The 18,054-nt window shown below is 43.4% G+C and carries 13 protein-coding genes and 1 riboswitch; of the genes, 11 read left to right on the top strand and 2 right to left on the bottom strand.

The features are described 5' to 3' along the window. Window positions 1-76 precede the first annotated feature (76 nt). Both DWW81_RS06215 and recQ read right to left on the bottom strand, forming a co-directional pair. The gene (locus DWW81_RS06215; RefSeq protein ID WP_117897696.1) at window positions 77-661 is read right to left on the bottom strand and encodes an energy-coupled thiamine transporter ThiT; all 585 of its coding nucleotides are present in this window, start codon (window positions 659-661) and stop codon (window positions 77-79) included. Between the two features lie 58 nt (window positions 662-719). Continuing rightward, a riboswitch (TPP riboswitch) is annotated at window positions 720-829 on the bottom strand. A gap of 111 nt (window positions 830-940) precedes the next feature. Then, complete coding sequence (gene recQ / locus DWW81_RS06210; RefSeq protein ID WP_117897688.1) at window positions 941-3,226, bottom strand: DNA helicase RecQ; 2,286 nt, start codon at window positions 3,224-3,226, stop codon at window positions 941-943. Window positions 3,227-3,477: 251 nt separating this feature from the next. On the opposite strand from recQ, the gene DWW81_RS06205 reads away from it, so the two are divergent. The 11 genes from DWW81_RS06205 to DWW81_RS06155 all read left to right on the top strand — a co-directional run bounded on the left by DWW81_RS06205 (window position 3,478) and on the right by DWW81_RS06155 (window position 17,905). Beyond that, the gene (locus tag DWW81_RS06205) at window positions 3,478-6,072 is read left to right on the top strand and encodes a GGDEF domain-containing protein (RefSeq protein WP_181982682.1); all 2,595 of its coding nucleotides are present in this window, start codon (window positions 3,478-3,480) and stop codon (window positions 6,070-6,072) included. 83 nt (window positions 6,073-6,155) lie between these two features. After that, window positions 6,156-8,492, top strand: a complete 2,337-nt coding sequence (locus DWW81_RS06200) for a GGDEF domain-containing protein (RefSeq protein ID WP_117897690.1) — start codon at window positions 6,156-6,158, stop codon at window positions 8,490-8,492. A 294-nt stretch (window positions 8,493-8,786) separates the two neighbouring features. Beyond that, the gene (gene hflX, locus DWW81_RS06195; protein ID WP_181982684.1) at window positions 8,787-10,040 is read left to right on the top strand and encodes a GTPase HflX; all 1,254 of its coding nucleotides are present in this window, start codon (window positions 8,787-8,789) and stop codon (window positions 10,038-10,040) included. A 351-nt stretch (window positions 10,041-10,391) separates the two neighbouring features. After that, on the top strand, window positions 10,392-11,414 hold the full coding sequence (gene aroF, locus DWW81_RS06190) for a 3-deoxy-7-phosphoheptulonate synthase (RefSeq protein ID WP_038671269.1): 1,023 nt from the start codon (window positions 10,392-10,394) through the stop codon (window positions 11,412-11,414). A 112-nt stretch (window positions 11,415-11,526) separates the two neighbouring features. Then, window positions 11,527-11,997: an LURP-one-related family protein gene (locus DWW81_RS06185; protein WP_117897691.1), complete on the top strand. Its 471-nt coding sequence runs from the start codon at window positions 11,527-11,529 to the stop codon at window positions 11,995-11,997. Window positions 11,998-12,047: 50 nt separating this feature from the next. Beyond that, entirely contained in the window at window positions 12,048-13,157 is a 1,110-nt protein-coding gene (aroB, locus tag DWW81_RS06180) for a 3-dehydroquinate synthase (RefSeq protein ID WP_117897692.1), read from the top strand. Between the two features lie 12 nt (window positions 13,158-13,169). Beyond that, a complete protein-coding gene (aroA, locus tag DWW81_RS06175) occupies window positions 13,170-14,399 on the top strand; it encodes a 3-phosphoshikimate 1-carboxyvinyltransferase (protein ID WP_117897693.1) in 1,230 nt (409 codons plus the stop codon). Between the two features lie 86 nt (window positions 14,400-14,485). Continuing rightward, window positions 14,486-15,577: a chorismate synthase gene (gene aroC, locus DWW81_RS06170; RefSeq protein ID WP_038671275.1), complete on the top strand. Its 1,092-nt coding sequence runs from the start codon at window positions 14,486-14,488 to the stop codon at window positions 15,575-15,577. 27 nt (window positions 15,578-15,604) lie between these two features. Then, the gene (locus DWW81_RS06165) at window positions 15,605-16,204 is read left to right on the top strand and encodes a DUF4364 family protein (RefSeq protein ID WP_022288567.1); all 600 of its coding nucleotides are present in this window, start codon (window positions 15,605-15,607) and stop codon (window positions 16,202-16,204) included. 107 nt (window positions 16,205-16,311) lie between these two features. Continuing rightward, window positions 16,312-16,815: a sigma-70 family RNA polymerase sigma factor gene (locus DWW81_RS06160; RefSeq protein WP_117877962.1), complete on the top strand. Its 504-nt coding sequence runs from the start codon at window positions 16,312-16,314 to the stop codon at window positions 16,813-16,815. Then, complete coding sequence (locus DWW81_RS06155) at window positions 16,808-17,905, top strand: hypothetical protein (RefSeq protein ID WP_117897694.1); 1,098 nt, start codon at window positions 16,808-16,810, stop codon at window positions 17,903-17,905. Before DWW81_RS06160 ends, DWW81_RS06155 begins: the two co-directional genes overlap by 8 nt. Window positions 17,906-18,054 lie beyond the last annotated feature (149 nt).

Below are 18,054 nucleotides of genomic sequence, written 5' to 3'. Positions count from 1 at the left end.
GACGAACATTTTGTGTTCGTCCTTTTTTTGCATGAATGAAAACAGCCGCAGACTGCCAGCCTTTTGCAATGTGTGATTATTTATCCTGTGTGGAAAGTATCTTTCTAGTCTGAGGTATCTCGAAAAGTGCAAACGCACCGATAGCTGTGAATATCATTTCAGGAAGCATATATGAGCCGTTGTAAAGCAGGCTGTAGAGTACGCTGTTGTCTGTTGAGAAGCCGTCCCACAGTGCGCCGAATGACTTCCAGATAACAACGCCGCTGATGAAGTGGCAAACAAATCTCAGGAAAACTGCTATCATCGTTCCTGTTATCCAGCCCACTGCGCCTTTCTTTCTGAAAATTCCTGCCACACCGAGAACTGTGTAGGCTGCAAGATAGTCAATGAATATGCAGGCAACGAGCATTATAGGAGAAAGTCCCCAGCCGAAAAGTCCGTCTGTGATACCCTGAATGAACTGAATGAGAGAGAAAACAAATGCCGCTCCAAGACCCTTTGCTACGCCATGCTTAATGCTGAAAACGGCTATAGGAAGCATGGAGAGCAGTGTGATAGAGCCGCCCCAAGGGAGCTTGTATACTCTGATAAAGCTAAGCACTGTTGCCAGTGCCACCATTACTGCACCCTCGACCAATGTGAGTGTTTTTGAATTTTTCATATTATACCATTCCTTTCTGCGTACAAAAAATGCGTATGCCTGATAAAAGGGCACACGCATAGATATACACACTATTTTCCTACGCTGGCATTACCCATATCAGGTGCGGTCAGAACATCAATTTGCTCTTTCTCAGCCGAAAAGCATTCAGCTCCCGTGTCGTTTTATGTACTATTGTTATTATACTGCTTTTTTCGTGGGTTTTCAATAGCTTTTCTGATTTTCCCCACCTAAATTGTATGAAAACATAAATATTTGTCACAAAACCGCATTTTATTATTAGTTTTGTACATCTTTGCTGAGTATCTCCTCTATGTTCTCAAAAATAAATTCCTGCGCCTGCTTTGGAAAAAGTATCGTCTTGTAGCTGTTTCCAAGCTGTGATATTTTTTCACGCTCTATTATTCCTGCTTCGGGGGAAAGTATTGTAGTTTCAAGAAAGCCCCTGCCGTTTGCACCGTCTTTTGCAAGATAATTTTCACCTATGAGCCATTCTTTTATGGCAAGTTTTATGCTTCTTATATCGCCGTCTGTGCCGAGCTGATAGAAAATGCTGTCGCATACCTCTGAAAGAGTCATATCCTGTTCCTTGCCTGAAAGCTCACCTGCGTGGGCAATTATATATTCCTTTGTGCTTTGACCGCCAACCGCATTTTGCTTTTGCAGATAGCCCTCTGGGATATATTTATAACCCGAAGCAGCGTCAGGATTTTCCTTGAGATATTTCTGTATCTCAGCTACAAAGTATCTTCCATAACGTTCCTGCTTTGACTTTCCCACCCCTGAGATATTCAAAAGCTCCGTCTGCGTCTTAGGAAGCTTTATACACATATCACGCAGTGAAGCGTCTGTAAGAATGATATATGCAGGCAGACTCGCCTGTGTCGCAAGCTTGCTCCGCACAGCTCTAAGCCGTCCGAAAAGCTCCTTGTCGAATGTCGTAACTTCGTCTCTGCCGATCTTTGTGACCGTTTCGCTCTTTGGCTTTTTCTTTGGTAGGCGTATTGTAATAGTCTTTTTGTCCATTAATATCTCTGCAGACCTTCTTGTAAGGGTAAGCACAGAAAAATCCCCGTGTGAAGTCTGTGTGATGTAATCATCAGCTTCAAGAAAAGCTATGAGCCTGCGGATATAGACCTGCGTGGAGTCTTTCATTATGCCGTATGTCGAAAGCGTGGAAAGATCAAAGCGCTTTACCTTTTCGGTGTCTGAGCCTTTAAGTATCTGTGCTATGACACCTGCTCCAAAAGAAAGGTTTCGCTGGTGAAGTCTATAAATGCAGGAAAGCACTTTTTGGCAATCTACAGAAACGTCAACTTCTTCTGTTTCTCCGAAATCACCCAAACAGCCTGAACAGTTCTGACAAGGCTTGTCCTGCTTCTCACCGAAATATCCAAGGATAAACTCTCTCAGACAGCCGTTTGTGTTGCAGTAATCGGTCATCTTTTTCAGACGCATAAGATCACGTTTGCGTATCATTTCAAGAGTGTCATCGTCAAGGTCGGGATTGTCATGAGAATTGTTTATAAGAAACTTGTTGGTCACAACGTCCTGACCGCTGTAGAGCAAAATGCACTTTGCTTCGTTTCCGTCACGTCCCGCTCTGCCTGCCTCCTGATAATAGCTTTCAATATTCTTAGGCATATTATAATGTATGACATAGCTCACGTTTGATTTGTCTATTCCCATGCCGAAAGCATTGGTCGCCACCATGACCTGGACACGGTCAAAGATAAAATCGTCTTGATTTTTACGCCTTTCCTCATCAGAAAGTCCTGCATGATAGCGTGAAGCGTTGTAGCCGTCGGCACAGAGCTTTTCACACACGCTCTCAACATTTTTTCTTGTGGAGCAGTAGATTATTCCGCAGTTGTCCTTGTATTTCTCAACTATCCTCACTGTTTCACTGTATTTGTCATGAGGGTGAGAAACGCCAAAGTAGAGATTTTTTCTGTCAAAGCCTGTGGTTATGGTGAAAGGGTCACGGAGTTCAAGCATTTTGATAATGTCCGCTTTTACTTCTGCGGTGGCAGTGGCGGTGAATGCACTGACGATAGGGCGGTAGGGAAGTTTGCCGAGAAACTCGGGTATCTTCATATAGGAAGGTCTGAAATCTTGTCCCCACTGAGAAACGCAGTGGGCTTCGTCCACCGCAAGCATGGATATCTTCACCGACGAAGCCAGTGACAGAAACGATCCTGTCATCAGCCTTTCAGGTGCAACATATATTATCTTGTACATACCACGGGCGGCGTTTGATATAGCTATTTCATACTGTGCCGCCGTCAGTGACGAGTTCAGATACGCTGCCCTCACTCCTGATTGTATCAGCGAGTTCACCTGATCTTTCATAAGGGATATGAGAGGCGAAACAACTATGGTTATCCCGTCAAACATAAGGGCAGGTATCTGATAGCACATAGATTTGCCTGCGCCTGTTGGCATAACTCCAAGGCAGTCACGCCCTGCAAGTATGCTGTCTATTATCTGCTCCTGACCATTTCTGAACTGAGAGTGTCCGAAAAAGTCCTGAAGCACTGAATACTTATTGCGAAAATCTGTCATTTTATCCTAACTTTCCATTGTGTGTATGCTTATATTATACTACCAAAAACCAGCTAAGTCAAACAGATATACAAAATTCCATGCACGATTTTGTAACATCTTTTCCTTAGTCGCTATTGTAATTTTATCGGGATTATGTTATAATAGGCTTGATAAATAATTAGTTATAAAAATATAAAAAATTAACAAATCTCCAAAGGAAGGATTGTCTGAACACAGTCGTATATTCAGGCATGGTGAAGATCATGGATATGGAAAATAAATTGTGGCAAAGCTATTTTGGTGCTGTCTGGGGAAAGGTTTGTTCAATATGGCACAATATCGGCGGGTTTGTTATGGACGAGAAAAGCGGAGAGTTTTATGCCGATGAAAACTGTCGTGCTCTTATGGGACTTAGAGAGAACACAGATTATGACAAGTTCAGAGATATAGTTGCATTGAACGGCGGAGGACGAGATCTTGGCCTGCCGTTGTGTATAGAACTTCTTGACACTCCAAGTGGCATTACCGCCGGAATAGTGTATCTGTCGAAAGAATATATGTCAAAAAGTGTTTTTGAAGGGATCGACATTATACCACAATCAGAGCTTGTAAGACTTCTTGATGGAATGACACGCTCATCATTGCTTGCTCTTGTAAGATTTGATGGAGCAGGGAAGCTTTTGGATTCAGACTACTGCATAGGGGAGGCACTTAAGGCGGCTGTTGCGGTTTTGCCTGAAAATACTGTGACGGCATTCAATTCAGACGGTCAGTTTTGGATATATGTTCCACGCTTTGGAGGTAAGCCTGAGGAGTTTGCTGACAATATACGTAAAGCGGTGAAGGAGTGTTGCCTGCCAGATGAATTTGGAGTGAGATCGTCTTCAAATCATTCGCTGTCTGTGACGGCAGGCATAAGCAGCGGCTTTGAAGTGCCAGCAAGACTCATGCACGCAGCAGGCTTTGCACTCTATGAAGCTAAGGCAAAGGGTGCAGGCAGTATTTGTTGCTTTGATCCTGAAAAATATGCAAAGCAGAAGAGTGATATCGAGAATATCAGGGCTTTTTCAGAGCTTCTTGATAAAAATCTGTTTACATATCATTTTCAGCCTATCGTTAGTGCTTCAACAGGCGAGATAGTCGCTTATGAAGCGCTTATGAGAACAAAGGGAAATATAGCACTCAATCCGCTTCAGATACTCAACTGTGCTAAAAATTTTGGCAGACTTTACGATATAGAGAAAGCTACACTGAAAAATACTCTTAAATATCTCAGCAAGCATCAGCTTGATTTTGAAAACCGCAGGCTGTATATAAATTCAATATCATCTCATGCTCTTGACGATAAGGATTTTTATGCGATCGTCAATGACTATGGTGAACTTCTTGAAAAGGTCGTTATCGAAATGACAGAGCAGACAGAGATAAGCGAGGACGACCTCGATAGAATAAGGGTGCGTCTTGAAAAGAACAATATGAGCCTTGCTATTGACGATTACGGCACAGGCTACTCAAATACATCGAATCTTCTGCGATATGATCCTGAGGTGGTAAAGATAGACCGTTCCCTCATTTCTGGCATTGACCAGAATCCTAAGGCTCAGAAGATAGTTTCAAAAATGGTGGAATATTTCCATTCAAGCGGATATACCGCACTTGCAGAGGGTGTTGAAACAAGCGAAGAACTTAAAACCATGATATATTTCGGCGTCGATCTTATTCAGGGTTATTATGTTTCTAAGCCGAAGCCTGTGCTTATCCACGATATCTCGGAAAATATCCGTGAGGAGATAGTGGCTTACAGTATCGAGGCTGGAGATAAAGATAAAAAGGTCTTCCACGCTGAGGATAATGACGTTATCGACCTTGCTGAGATGTATAAAAAAAGATATTCTGACATTTTTCTCGGCACAGGTACATTTACTCTTTCAGGAAAGGCTGAGGACGATTGTGCGGTGCCTCTGTCTGTGACAGTTGGTAGTGGCGTTGATTGCGTCATTCACTTGAAAAACGCATGGCTCACTACATATGGTGAACTGCCGAACATAAAGCTTGGCACTGGCTCTAGAGTAAGGATAGTGTGCAGCGGTGAAGATCGTATAGACGGCAGAGGTATTTATGTTCCTGAGGGATCGTCGTTAGAGCTTGTAGGCTCAGGTGAGCTTTATATCAGATCAGAATCACAGGATTGCTATGCAATAGGTACTGACAGCAAGCAGCCTTGTGGAAGGATAACTGTCGCAATGACAGGTGTTCTTGATATAACTGCAAATGGCGACAAGTGCGTCGGCATAGGCGGAGGAGGCTGCAAAGATGGTATTGTCATTGCAGGCGGTGATATAGCTGTAAATTGCAGTGGCGATAGGTGCGTTGGTATTGGAAGCATCGATGGCGACGCAGATGTGACTATATCAAACTGTGGCTGCAGACTAAAGCTTGCGGCAGGAATGTCAGTGGGCATTGGTGCCGTAAAGGGCAGTGCTGATATAAGCATTTCAGACTATAACATTAGCTGTGTGCTTTCGGGAAATAATCTGACTGCAGTGGGAGTTATGAGTAACGGGACAGGAAAGATATGTATTCTCGATGGCAGGCTCAACATTTCCATGAAAGGACGAACTCTCAACTGTGTGGGAACAAGGGGCGGCAAGCTTGACTGTGAACTTGAAAATACTGTCTTTACGCTTTACTGCGAGGGTGGTTCTGTTTCAGGCGTTGGAGATAAAACAGGCAAAGGTGACGTGACAGCAAAAAGCTGTCAGTTTGATGTAATGTTCCTTACAGGCGACGGTTGGGAAATTGGAAGTCCGGAGGGTATGCTTTCGGTCACTGACTGTAAGAAAAATATTAAGATAAACGAATAAGGCAAAGCACATAGGCGTGCCTTGTGTGACGCTGCTTTAGATCGTCTGAAGCAGCACGGCTGATTTGTACGGAGGATCATGAGATGATGAATGATACTGCTAAACGCAGACGTATAAAAATAGGACTTTTGGTGAGCCACCTTGAAGATGATTTTGACGATGCGGTTGCAGAGGGCGCAATGATAGGCGCAGAGCAGTGCGACGCCGACCTCGTTATTTTTCCAGGCAGATATATAGATGGGATCTATGCCGACAAGCTGAGAACGGTGTATGAGTATCAGTATAATACTTTGTTCGATATGGCGGCGGCAAATAAGTTCGACGTTCTGCTTGTGCTTATCGGCACACTTGGAACATATCTTGACAACGAGCATAAGGCTCAGTTTCTGAAAAAATTTGCTGGAACGCCTGTTATAACTATAACGGCACATATTGATGGTTATCCTTGTATCATGCTCGACAACAGAACGGGAATGAAGGAGGCTATAGAACATCTTATAAAGGTGCATGGCTGTAAAAAGATAGGTATGGTAAGCGGACCTAAAACAAGTGATGATGCCCTTGAAAGACTTGACGTTTACAAGGAAACTCTTGAGGAAAATGGTATCATCTATGACGAAAAGCGTGTTGCATATGGTAATTTTTCGAAATTCTGTGTTGACGAAGTCGGAAAGCTAATTGACGATAATCCAGAACTTGATGCTATCGTTTTTGCAAACGACCAGATGGCAATTGCAGGCTATAAGGCTATGGAAGAGCGTGGGATACGTCCCGGTAAGGATATCCTTGTGACAGGCTTTGACGACGATCCCGTGGCTGAGGAGCTTAATCCGCATTTGACGACTGTCAAGGCTGACCCTTCTGAACTTGGCTATCATGCCGTTCAGGAGGCTGTGAACTATGTTATAAATAAGGCTATAAACAACGATAAGATCTCTTCGGGAATGGTAAGAAGAAATTCCTGTGGATGTCAGGGCAACTCAAAATTAAAGACCATATCTTTTGGACGCATATCAGATGATCCGGAAGCGTTTGCAAGAAGAATGGGACAGTTTTTGTTCAATAAATACAGTGCAAGTGAAACAACTGCGAAAATGCGAGAAAATTACGTCAAGATAATATATGCTCTTGATGATTATGCCCGTGAGGAAAATCTTGATAATGAGGTCAAAAAAGATAAGGTATTAGAAATGATCTCAACTCTTGCCAGTGAAGAATTTTTTAGGTTTGTGAGCGTTGATGAGCTTTATGCTTCTGTTGAGTATATTCAGCAAAAGCTTATCTCTCGTTTTGACAACATGGAGAAGCATTTGAAGTTAAATCAGACTTTTATTCAGATATACAAGATACTGGCAGAACGCAATGCGAATTACTGTAAGGAAAAGCTTGAGGATAATGAGTTTCTTGCATGGCAGGCAAACTCCATCACAAGGGATATGCTTGTGTTTGAAGCTTATGATGACAGAGCATATGAAACTGTTGTGGATAAGCTTACGAGGCTTCATATGGAATCAAGCTTTCTGTTCAGCTTCGAGCCTGCCCTTATTCACCTTGGCACAGATAAGTGGCAGCCGCCGGAATATATGTATCTCAAAGCCTATCACAATGGTTCTGACGCTATCCAGCTCCCACATGAAGAGCAGGCTGTAAAGTATACAGAGCTGTTGTCGAATAAGTATTTGCCAACAGACAGACGTTATACATTAGTGGTATCACCATTGTTCTCTAACGAGGAGCATTACGGAATACTGATGTGTGAGATAAAGCATGAGTATTTTAATTATTTGCAGTCGGTGACAGTTCAACTTTGTGCGGCACTTAAAATAATAACCTTGATGAAGCAGCAGGCTGTTACCCAGAAGCAGCTTAAAAAGAGCCTTATCGAGATCAAGGAAAACAATGAGCTTCTTCGAGATCTTTCAAGGCAGGACGCTTTGACGGGTTGCTACAATCGAAGGGGATTTTTTGAGGAGCTTCGTAAAAGACTCAGCAATGACAAAAACGAGGGTGAAAAGGCTATCATGGTCTTTGCCGACCTTGACTGTCTGAAAACCATAAATGATAAATTTGGTCACGAGGAGGGCGACTTTGCTATACTATCTGCGGCAAAGATACTTAAACACTCTTTTGGCAACAGTGAGATAGTGGGTCGTATAGGTGGCGATGAGTTCGTTGTATGCGCTTTTCTTGATAACGCAATAGATATCCCGTCAATGAGAAACCATATAGAAGCGGTCACAAGAGAATACAATATTAAATATGCCGCCGATAAGCCATATATAATCCATACGAGCGTAGGCGTTTATCCGTTCATATGCAGTGCCACGCTTGAGATAGGAGAGCTTCTCAGCCATGCTGATATCCTGCTTTATGAGGAAAAAAAGCACAAGAGAAGTATTCTTAAAAGCGATTATGAATAACATTTGCAGGCTGTCTGAAAAAGGCAGCCTGTTTTTTGTTTTTATGCTTGACAAAATATAATGGCTGTGATATAATAAAACATATTTTACGAAAGGAGCGTCGGATGACATGAGAATTACAAGAATATGGGTGAGAAATTATTAAACCGAATATCAGGCAGGTGCATTGGCACAAGCCGCTCCGACTCTTCCGTATAACGTTTTGGTTACACGCCTGAGGGTGTGTTTTTTTATGCCTGAAAAAGCCGAAGAGCGGCTTGATAACAGACATTAGGAGTGATTAATATGGCAGAAATGTTTGACAACACAATAAAGAAAGACCGTGTGCTGCTTGCGGCAGTGGACACAGGTTCGTATGACGTGGAGCTTTCCCTTGACGAGCTTGAAGAGCTGACAGAAACAGCAGGCGGTGAGGTGATAGCGAGAGTGACGCAGAAAAGACCGTCCTTTGACAGCGGCACCTGCATAGGCTCAGGTAGGCTTGAAGAAATGGCTGAGATATGCAGAAATGAAAATATTGACAGGATAGTTTTCGACTGCGAACTGACAGCCACACAGATAAGAAATATCGAGGACGTGTGCGGCGTTTTCACTATTGACAGAACTATGCTCATACTGGATATCTTTGCTCAGCGTGCGACTACTCGTGAGGGCAGATTGCAGGTAGAGATAGCACAGAACAAATACAGACTTCCAAGGCTTGCAGGCATGGGAACTAATATGTCACGTCTTGGCGGTGGTATCGGCACAAGAGGTCCTGGTGAGTCGAAGCTTGAAACTGACAAGCGACACATCAGAACACGCATTGCGGCACTTTCAGACGAGCTTAAGGAGATAGAGAAGCGTCGTGGGCTTATGAGAAAACGTCGCAAGAAAGACGGTGTTCTTACAGCGGCGATAGTGGGCTATACAAACGTGGGCAAATCCACACTGCTTAATTATCTTACAGAAGCGGGCGTGCTTGCAGAGAACAAGCTTTTTGCGACTTTGGAAACAACATCAAGGGCTATAGAGCTTCCTGACGGCAGGTCGGTGACGCTTATTGACACGGTAGGACTTATCAGACGTCTGCCGCATCAGCTTGTGGAAGCTTTCAAATCCACTCTTGAAGAGGCGGCAAGTGCGGACGTTATAATCCATGTGTGCGACGCCTCGGCTGATGACTGCGAGGAGCAGGCAAAAGTTACCCTTGAACTGCTCAAAGAGCTTGGCTGTGAGGGAATACCTGTGGTGACAGTGTTCAACAAGTGCGACAAAGTGCCTTATATAAACGAGCTTGACACATCAGGTGAAGCGGTAAAGATATCCGCCAAAAACGGCACAGGCATTGACAGCCTGCTTGCGGCTATACAAAAGGCATTACCCGAAAACAGCGTAAGATGCAGGCTTCTTTTGCCTTTTGACAAGGCGGGTCTTGTGAACACCATAAGGCAGGAGGGCAGGATATTCAGCGAGGATTATACCGCTGATGGTATCGTTCTTGACGCTCTTGTGGATATCAAGGTCTATCATCTGGTGGAAAGCTATAAGGTGAAAAACGAAGAATAAAGTGTTTTTCAAACGTAAAAAAAATGTAAACTCACAGGCAGGGCTATTGACAAGCCCTGCCTGTGAGAGTATAATAATCGTGGTTAGCAATAACAAATAAATCGAAAGGAAAAAACAGAATATGTCTACTGTTATCATGTCTGCAGTCTTTACATACTTCTTTATGAGCTTGAGCTACTTTTATGGCTTCGAGTTTTTTTGGCGTGTGAAGAAAGCGACGAGATCAGAATAGGCGTATAGAGAAGTTTCTGTTTTTATATATGCGTTTATTATAAGCCGTGGCTTTCTTGTAAAAGAATGTCACGGCTGTTTTTATTGCCTATACAAATTTGATTTTCGGAGGAAAGTAACATGATCATCGTATTGAAAAACAATTCACAGGAAAAACAGGTAGAAGAGCTTTTGAACTGGCTCGACCAGTTCCACGTATCGACGAATCTGGTAGAGGGCGTTCATTCAAATGTTATCGGTCTTATTGGCGATACAACTCAGATCGATATAGAAGCAGTTCAGGCTAAGGAATGTGTTGAAAATGTACAGCGTGTTCAGGAGCCTTACAAGAATGCTAACAGAAAGTTCCACCCTGATAATACTGTTATCGACGTTGCAGGCAGAAAGATAGGCGGCGGAAAGCTTCAGGTCATTGCAGGTCCTTGCTCTGTTGAAACTGAGGAGCAGATAATCACAACTGCTATCGCTGTAAAGGAAGCAGGTGCAACAATGCTCAGAGGCGGCGCATTCAAGCCAAGAACTTCACCATATTCATTCCAGGGTCTTGGCAAGGAGGGCATCGATCTTCTTATTCAGGCTAGAAAGATAACAGGTCTGCCTATCGTTACTGAGATCATGGATCTTTCTGATCTTGACTGCTTTGCTGACGTTGACGTTGTTCAGGTAGGAGCAAGAAATATGCAGAATTTCACACTTCTCAAGGCTCTCGGCAGAAGCGACAAGCCTGTTCTTCTCAAGAGAGGACTTTCATCAACACTTCAGGAGCTTCTCATGTCCGCTGAGTACATAATGTCTGAGGGCAATCAGAACGTTATCCTTTGCGAAAGAGGTATCCGTACATTCGAGCCTGCCACAAGAAATACTCTCGATCTTTCAGCCGTTCCTCTGCTTCAGCAGAAAACACACCTTCCTATCACTATCGACCCTAGCCACGCTACAGGTATCGCTTCACTTGTTGAGCCAATGGCACTTTGCGCTGTAACAGCAGGCTGTGACGCACTTGAGATAGAGGTACACAACGACCCTAAGAACGCATGGAGCGATGGTGCGCAGTCACTTACTCCTGCACAGTTCGCTGAAACAATGAAGAAAGTTAAGGCACTTTCCGAGTTCATGGGCAAGCCTCTTGATGTAAACGAATAAACAAGACATTGAAAAAGAGGTGTTTTCGCACCTCTTTTTCTTTACAAATATTCAGTTATGTGGTATAATATTTTAGAACTGTAAATGGATAAAGTACAAAGGAGGAAGAGCGATGAAACTTGTGCTTAAACAAAGGCTTTTTTCATGGTTTGACAGCTATGATGTGTGCGACGAATACGGTAACGCAGTTTTCAGCGTAAAAGGCAGACTTGCATGGGGTCACTTGCTGGAGATATACGACAACATGGGAAACAAGGTCGGCGTGCTGAAAGAAAAGGTGCTGAAAATTTTCCCTACCTTTGAGATATACATAGGCGGAGAGTATATGGGCTGTATAAAGAAAGAGTTTACATTTTTCAAGCCAAAGTTCCATATAGATTTCTGCGGCTGGAGAGTGGACGGTGATATTTTCGGCTGGGACTATTCCGTTTATAGCGGTGCTGAACAGATAATGTATGTGTCAAAGGAGCTTTTGCACCTTACTGATACTTATGTCATAGACGTTTATGATGATCGTAATGCTTTGGCAGGATTGCTCATTGCACTTGCGATAGACGCCGAGAAATGCTCAGACGGCAATTAGGCTTTTATGATAGCTGTGTAAAAAACTTGTACTGAAAGGTTTTGATATTAATGAAATTCAACTGCGAGCTTAAAAGGGTCGTGGACGATTCTTATGATATAGAAATAGGCAGAAAATTGCAGGATACGCTGGTCAGCGACCTTAAAGGCGGTCTTGTGGGAAAGATAAAGAAATTTGCCGTTGTAACGGATTCTATCGTTGTGGATCTCTATGGCAGAGATATTTATGACAGGCTCAATGCCGCAGGTCTGAAAGCCGAGCTTTTTGTGATACCTGAGGGAGAAAAGTCCAAAACCAGGCAGATGAAAGAGTTTGTTGAGGACTCTATGCTTGAAAAAGGCTTTCGCCGTGACTGCTGTGTGGTAGCCGTTGGCGGCGGAGTTGTCACAGACCTGGCAGGCTTTGTTGCAGGAACATTCGGCAGAGGAGTGCCTTTTGTGAATTATGCCACAACGCTCCTTGCGGCGGCTGACGCTTCTGTGGGCGGAAAAACTGCCGTTGATACGCCCCTTGCTACAAATCTTATAGGTCTGTTCAATCAGCCTAAAAAAGTGTATCTGGATATAGACACATGGAAAACACTTCCTGAAAAACAGATCTCAAGCGGTCTTGCAGAAACTATCAAGCACGGCTGTCTTGGTGATAAGGAGCTGTTTGAGTATCTTGAAAAGAACGTGGAAAAGGTGTTTGAATGTGACGGTGAAGCCTGCGAGTATATCGCAAAGAAAAACTGCGAGGTCAAGTACAAAGTGGTAATGAAAGACGAGAGAGAGTCGGGTCTGAGAGAGGTGCTTAATCTCGGTCACACTGTCGGCAGAGCTATCGAAACTGTGTCTGATTATAGACTATATCATGGAGAAGCTGTAGCTATCGGTATGGTGGCACAGTCAAGATTGGGCGAGAAGCTTGGTTTCATATCCCATGAAAATGAACAGCGTGTGGAAAAGCTTCTTGAAAGGGCAAAGCTTCCTACAAAAATACCTGACTATATTGACAGAAAGGCTCTTGTGAAAAAGCTTTATACAGATAAAAAGGTCCGTGACGGAAAACTGAGATTTGTTTTCCAAAAAGAAATAGGCGAGATGATGTGCTTCGGTGAAAATCAGTACGGCAAAGAGATATCCGAGGAGCAGATAGCTGAAATAATCACAGAGATGTAACGGAGGATAGCGATGAACATAACTGTATTTCCGAAAAAACTCAGCGGACAGGTGACAGTTCCGCCCTCAAAAAGCGTTGCACACAGAATGGTGATAGCGGCGGCGCTGTCAAACGGCGTTTCTGAGATAACAAATCTTTATCCCTCGGTGGATATCCTTGCGACTATGGATTGCATGAGGGCGCTTGGGGCGAAAATAGATTTTGACGGCGACAAGGCTGTGATAGAGGGCATAAAGGATATTCCTGAGAGCGCAGTTTTGGATTGCTGTGAGAGCGGCTCAACGCTGAGATTTCTCATACCTGTTGCTTGTGCGCTTGGAGTGGATACTCAGTTCATCGGCAGGGGCAGGCTTCCGCAAAGACCTATCACACCATATCTTGATGAGTTTCCAAAGCATGGTGTAAGCTTTGAATACAACAACACTATGCCTTTTTACACTAATGGAAAGCTCACAGGGGGCAAGTTCTATGTGGACGGTGGAATATCTTCTCAGTTTATCACAGGGCTTCTGTTTGCTCTGCCGCTTCTTGAGGAGGACAGCGAGATAATACTCACTTCTCATTTGGAGTCAAAGCCATATGTTGACATAACTCTAGGCACATTGAGAGAGCATGGCTGTCAGGTTGAGGAAACAGAGAATGGATATTTTGTAAAGGGCGGTCAGCGTTATATGCCTTTCAGCGGCAGAGTTGAGGGGGATTATTCTCAGGCGGCTTTCTTCAAGGTGGCAAATTCTTTGGGCAGTGATATTGATATCGCAGGGCTTTCTGAAAAATCTTTTCAGGGAGATAAAAAAATTGTTGAAATATGCGAGAAAATAGTGTATAATAAAAATGGCGGTTTGCGGCCTTTTGACCTCGACTGTTCGGATATACCCGACCTTGTGCCTGTTCTTACAGTGCTAGGAAGTTTCTGCGAGGGGAAAAGCTATATACGAAATGCCGCACGTCTTAGGATAAAGGAGTGCGACAGACTTTCGGCTATTTCTCGGTGCCTTAATGCTATTGGCGGAAAGGTAACTGAGCTTGAAGACGGATTGGAGATAGAGGGCGTTGGCTCACTGAATGGCGGAGAAGTTGACAGCTTCAACGACCACAGGATCGCAATGTCAATGGCGGTGGCTGCCACTAGATGTACTTCACCACTGAAGATAAACGGTGCGGAGTGCGTCAGCAAGTCATATCCCGATTTCTTTGAGGTATATGAGAGCATCGGAGGAGAGATAAGCCGTGAGCCTTAACGTGGGCTAGTACAAAAATTTGTACTGATCTGGCGGGTATCTGCCGTTATTTATACAGGCTTTATAAGCTGACAGGAGGAAGTAAAATGTCATCAACATGGAACAACAATATAGGCTTTACCGTTTTCGGTGAGAGCCACGGCCCTGCAATAGGCGTTGTTATGGATAATGTACCGCCGGGGGAGAGCATCGACCTTGACAAGATATATCAATTTATGGCAAGAAGAGCGCCTAAGCAGAACAAGACCTCTACACAGAGAAAAGAAAAGGATATGCCGCAGATAATGTCAGGCTATTTTAATGGCAAGACTACAGGTACTCCTCTTTGTGCGCTTATAGCCAATACAGACCAGCATTCACAGGATTATTCAAATCTTTCAAGGCTTGCAAGACCGGGTCACGCCGATTATACAGGCGCATTGAGATACAGAGGCTTCAATGATGTAAGAGGTGGCGGACATTTTTCAGGCAGACTTACTGCGCCCCTATGCTTTGCAGGAGCAGTGGCAGGTCAGATACTTGAAAAAAGAGGTATCTATGTGGGCGCTCATATCGCAGAAATCCATGGCATAAAGGATAAGGCTTTTGACCCTATCAATACCACTAAGGATATGATAAGGGAAGTTCGTGAGAAAGAGTTTCCGACTATTATCGACGTTCAGGGCAACGAAATGATAAAGGAGATAGACAAGGCAAGAAAGGATAAGGACAGTGTTGGCGGAATTATAGAATGTATCGCTATCAATGTTCCAGCCGGTATCGGCTCGCCTATCTTTGACGGACTTGAAAACTCTATAGCTCAGCTTATTTTCGGTATCCCTGCGGTAAAGGGTCTGGAGTTTGGTGCAGGCTTTAAGGTGGCGGAAATGACAGGTTCGGAGAACAATGATGAGTTCTATGTAAATGATAAGGGTCACGTTGTGACAAAGACAAACAATCACGGCGGAATACTGGGCGGAATAGCTTCTGGTATGCCTATCACACTTAGAGTTGCTTTCAAGCCTACTCCGTCAATAGCAAGACCGCAGGCAACTGTGGACTATTCAGCTATGAAAAATGAAACTCTCGAAGTAAAGGGCAGACACGACCCTTGTGTTGTTCCAAGGGCTGTGCCATGTGTTGAGGCGGCTGTTAATATAGCTTTGCTCAATCATATGCTTGAATACCCAAATTTTTAGAGAAATTTCCAAAGGAGGATTGATAGCTTGGTACAAAATCCTGAGGCTCATATATCAGAGAACATGAAGAACATTTCCGACGTGTATGAGGTTCAAATACTTCTGGCTTATTTTCTCGGTCAGATAAATCAGCTTTGTACGCCTAATCAGCTTACTGAGATAGCCACGGGCGAAGGCGTTGTGAATTATTTTGTATATACGGAAGCTGTCAGCAGAATGTTGGAAAACGGCACGCTGGAGCTTGCGGAAATAGAAGGCACGAATTACTATCGGCTCACTGAAAAGGGCATTGAGGGCGCTGAGAAATTCAAAAAACTTGTGCCGAAAAGTTTTAGAGATAAGATATATGCGGCAGGTCTAAGACTGTTCGTCAAGCTTAAAAACGATCGTGACGTAAGCTTTGATATAAAGCCTGCAAAGCGTGGTTATAACGTGCATTGCCGTTGCTGTGACGATGATATGGTGCTTATGGACATAACTCTTTACGCACCTGATCAGGAGCAGGCAAATTATATAAAATCGAAAATTCAGATGAATCCTACAGATTTCTATTGCAGAGTGGTGGACTATATAATCGAGAACGAGGAATATGTGCCGTCTGCTGCAGAGGAGCAGGGATTGTTCTAAAGAAAGTGGAGCCGTCTGGGCATATGCTCAGGCGGCTTTTGAAAAAAATTTTTATATTTTGTGACATTTCGGGAGAGAAAAAGTATTTATTATAAAGGGGTGATCAAATGGACGTCAATTTGAAAAATACGCCTTCAGAGATAGACAGGCTTATAGATAAATATAAAAGTACCGTTTATGGAATCGCTATAGCACGTCTTGGCTCAAAAGCAGATGCAGACGATGTTTTTCAGGAAGTGTTTCTTGCAGCTTATCGAAAGGGGATAACAGTCAAGGACAATGATGAGGAGAAGTTCTGGCTTATCAGGACTACTCTCAATCAGTGCAAAAAGATAACATTGTCAAGCTGGCGCAGGCGTACAGTTCCCCTTGAAGAAAGAAAGGAAGAGGTAAGCTTTTTCAGAAGCCGTGAGGAAAATGATGTTTTCTGCGCTGTAACAGAACTGCCTGAAAAATACAGAATGGTGGTCTATCTTTACTATTTTGAAGAGGTGTCTACTGATGAGATAGCAAAGATAATGAAAGTACGCAGTGGAACGGTGAGAATGCAGCTTACAAGGGCAAGAGAAATGTTGAAAGAAAAGCTGAAAGGAGGATATTTCTATGAATAAGGAATTTTTCAGAGGCATGAAAGAGCAGATAGAGCCTGATGAAGAGCAGGTCGAGGAGCTGAAAAATAAGCTCAAAAATACTGCGGCGGTAAGCAGGAAACCTATGTGGATAGGCGGAGTATGTGCGGCGGCACTGTGCGTGGCAGTTGGAGCAGGTCTGTTTTTATCCGACAGCAAAACTGATAAAAACAGCATAAAGACAAGCGGCAGTTCATCAGTGCAGTACAATGACAGTTGGTCGCCTGACCTTATAAATAGAAATGGGAACGGCTCTGACGGAAATCAGACAGTAGCTGGTGGCGAAACAGAGGACAGCATTGCCGACAGTACACATGATTCAAAGGTCGACAACAGCAAGACAGACGATACGCCCAATACAAACAACAATATGGGTGGAAATACGCAGATAGCAGATAATGACCACATAAGTGACAACAATGGCGGAATTATTTCAGACAATAGTAATACAGAAAATACAGATAGTAATGCAAACGACAGCAAAGCGGAAACCACATCGTCCAAAAATGAAACGAAAGACTCTACAGAGTTCGATGAAAAAGACCCTGTTTACCCTGAGATATATGTGCAGGACGAAAGGCTTTTTGATATGACATTAAAGGGCAGGGCATTTGCGTTTCCTGCAAAGTATAGTGATGTAGCGGATATGGGTCTTTGGGCGGCAGGTCTAGGTGGTTATTCTGAGAGCGTTGACCCGAAAAATTATGTGATAGCGGAAGAAGATATGGAAACTTTTTTCAGTAATGGTGCAACAGGATATTCAGGAAGCATGACAATTGACAATAACACTTATGAGGAAGCGAAAGCAAGCGATTGTGATGTCATGGGATTGTTTTTGGATAACTGTCCTGAGTTCTCTATAGGCGGAATAAAGACAGGATCAACTATAGAGGAAGTGAATAAGACATTCGGTGTTAATTATACTAATGAATGCAGAACGCTTACTGTACGTTCTCAGAACGGAGCTTTTACAGATAGCAAGGGTACATTTACGCTTACAGCTGTATTTACATTCAGTGACGGAGTAGTTTATAATGTGGGCGAGTCAAAGATATATTCGACGTCCTTCTGATCGTCAATATTGTGTAAGTTTTGTACTGTTTCTGTGCAAAATAATGAAAATATCTATAAAAAACATAGAAACGGTACAAAACGCTTGACAAAATGGCATAAAAGTGATAAAATAAACAAGTCGCCTCGAGAGAGAGCGATAAAGAAAGA

Origin of the sequence: Ruminococcus sp. AF17-1AC (assembly GCF_003461385.1) — a bacterium.
GTDB lineage: Bacteria > Bacillota > Clostridia > Oscillospirales > Ruminococcaceae > Hominimerdicola > Hominimerdicola aceti.
This window is presented reverse-complemented; position numbering and strand designations above follow the sequence as displayed.

Coding starts and splice junctions, on each gene's coding strand:
- DWW81_RS06215 (WP_117897696.1), bottom strand. CDS start 661: ATGAAAAATTCAAAAACACTCACATTGGTCGAGGGTGCAGTAATGGTG.
- recQ (WP_117897688.1), bottom strand. CDS start 3,226: ATGACAGATTTTCGCAATAAGTATTCAGTGCTTCAGGACTTTTTCGGA.
- DWW81_RS06205 (WP_181982682.1), top strand. CDS start 3,478: ATGGAAAATAAATTGTGGCAAAGCTATTTTGGTGCTGTCTGGGGAAAG.
- DWW81_RS06200 (WP_117897690.1), top strand. CDS start 6,156: ATGATGAATGATACTGCTAAACGCAGACGTATAAAAATAGGACTTTTG.
- hflX (WP_181982684.1), top strand. CDS start 8,787: ATGTTTGACAACACAATAAAGAAAGACCGTGTGCTGCTTGCGGCAGTG.
- aroF (WP_038671269.1), top strand. CDS start 10,392: ATGATCATCGTATTGAAAAACAATTCACAGGAAAAACAGGTAGAAGAG.
- DWW81_RS06185 (WP_117897691.1), top strand. CDS start 11,527: ATGAAACTTGTGCTTAAACAAAGGCTTTTTTCATGGTTTGACAGCTAT.
- aroB (WP_117897692.1), top strand. CDS start 12,048: ATGAAATTCAACTGCGAGCTTAAAAGGGTCGTGGACGATTCTTATGAT.
- aroA (WP_117897693.1), top strand. CDS start 13,170: ATGAACATAACTGTATTTCCGAAAAAACTCAGCGGACAGGTGACAGTT.
- aroC (WP_038671275.1), top strand. CDS start 14,486: ATGTCATCAACATGGAACAACAATATAGGCTTTACCGTTTTCGGTGAG.
- DWW81_RS06160 (WP_117877962.1), top strand. CDS start 16,312: ATGGACGTCAATTTGAAAAATACGCCTTCAGAGATAGACAGGCTTATA.
- DWW81_RS06155 (WP_117897694.1), top strand. CDS start 16,808: ATGAATAAGGAATTTTTCAGAGGCATGAAAGAGCAGATAGAGCCTGAT.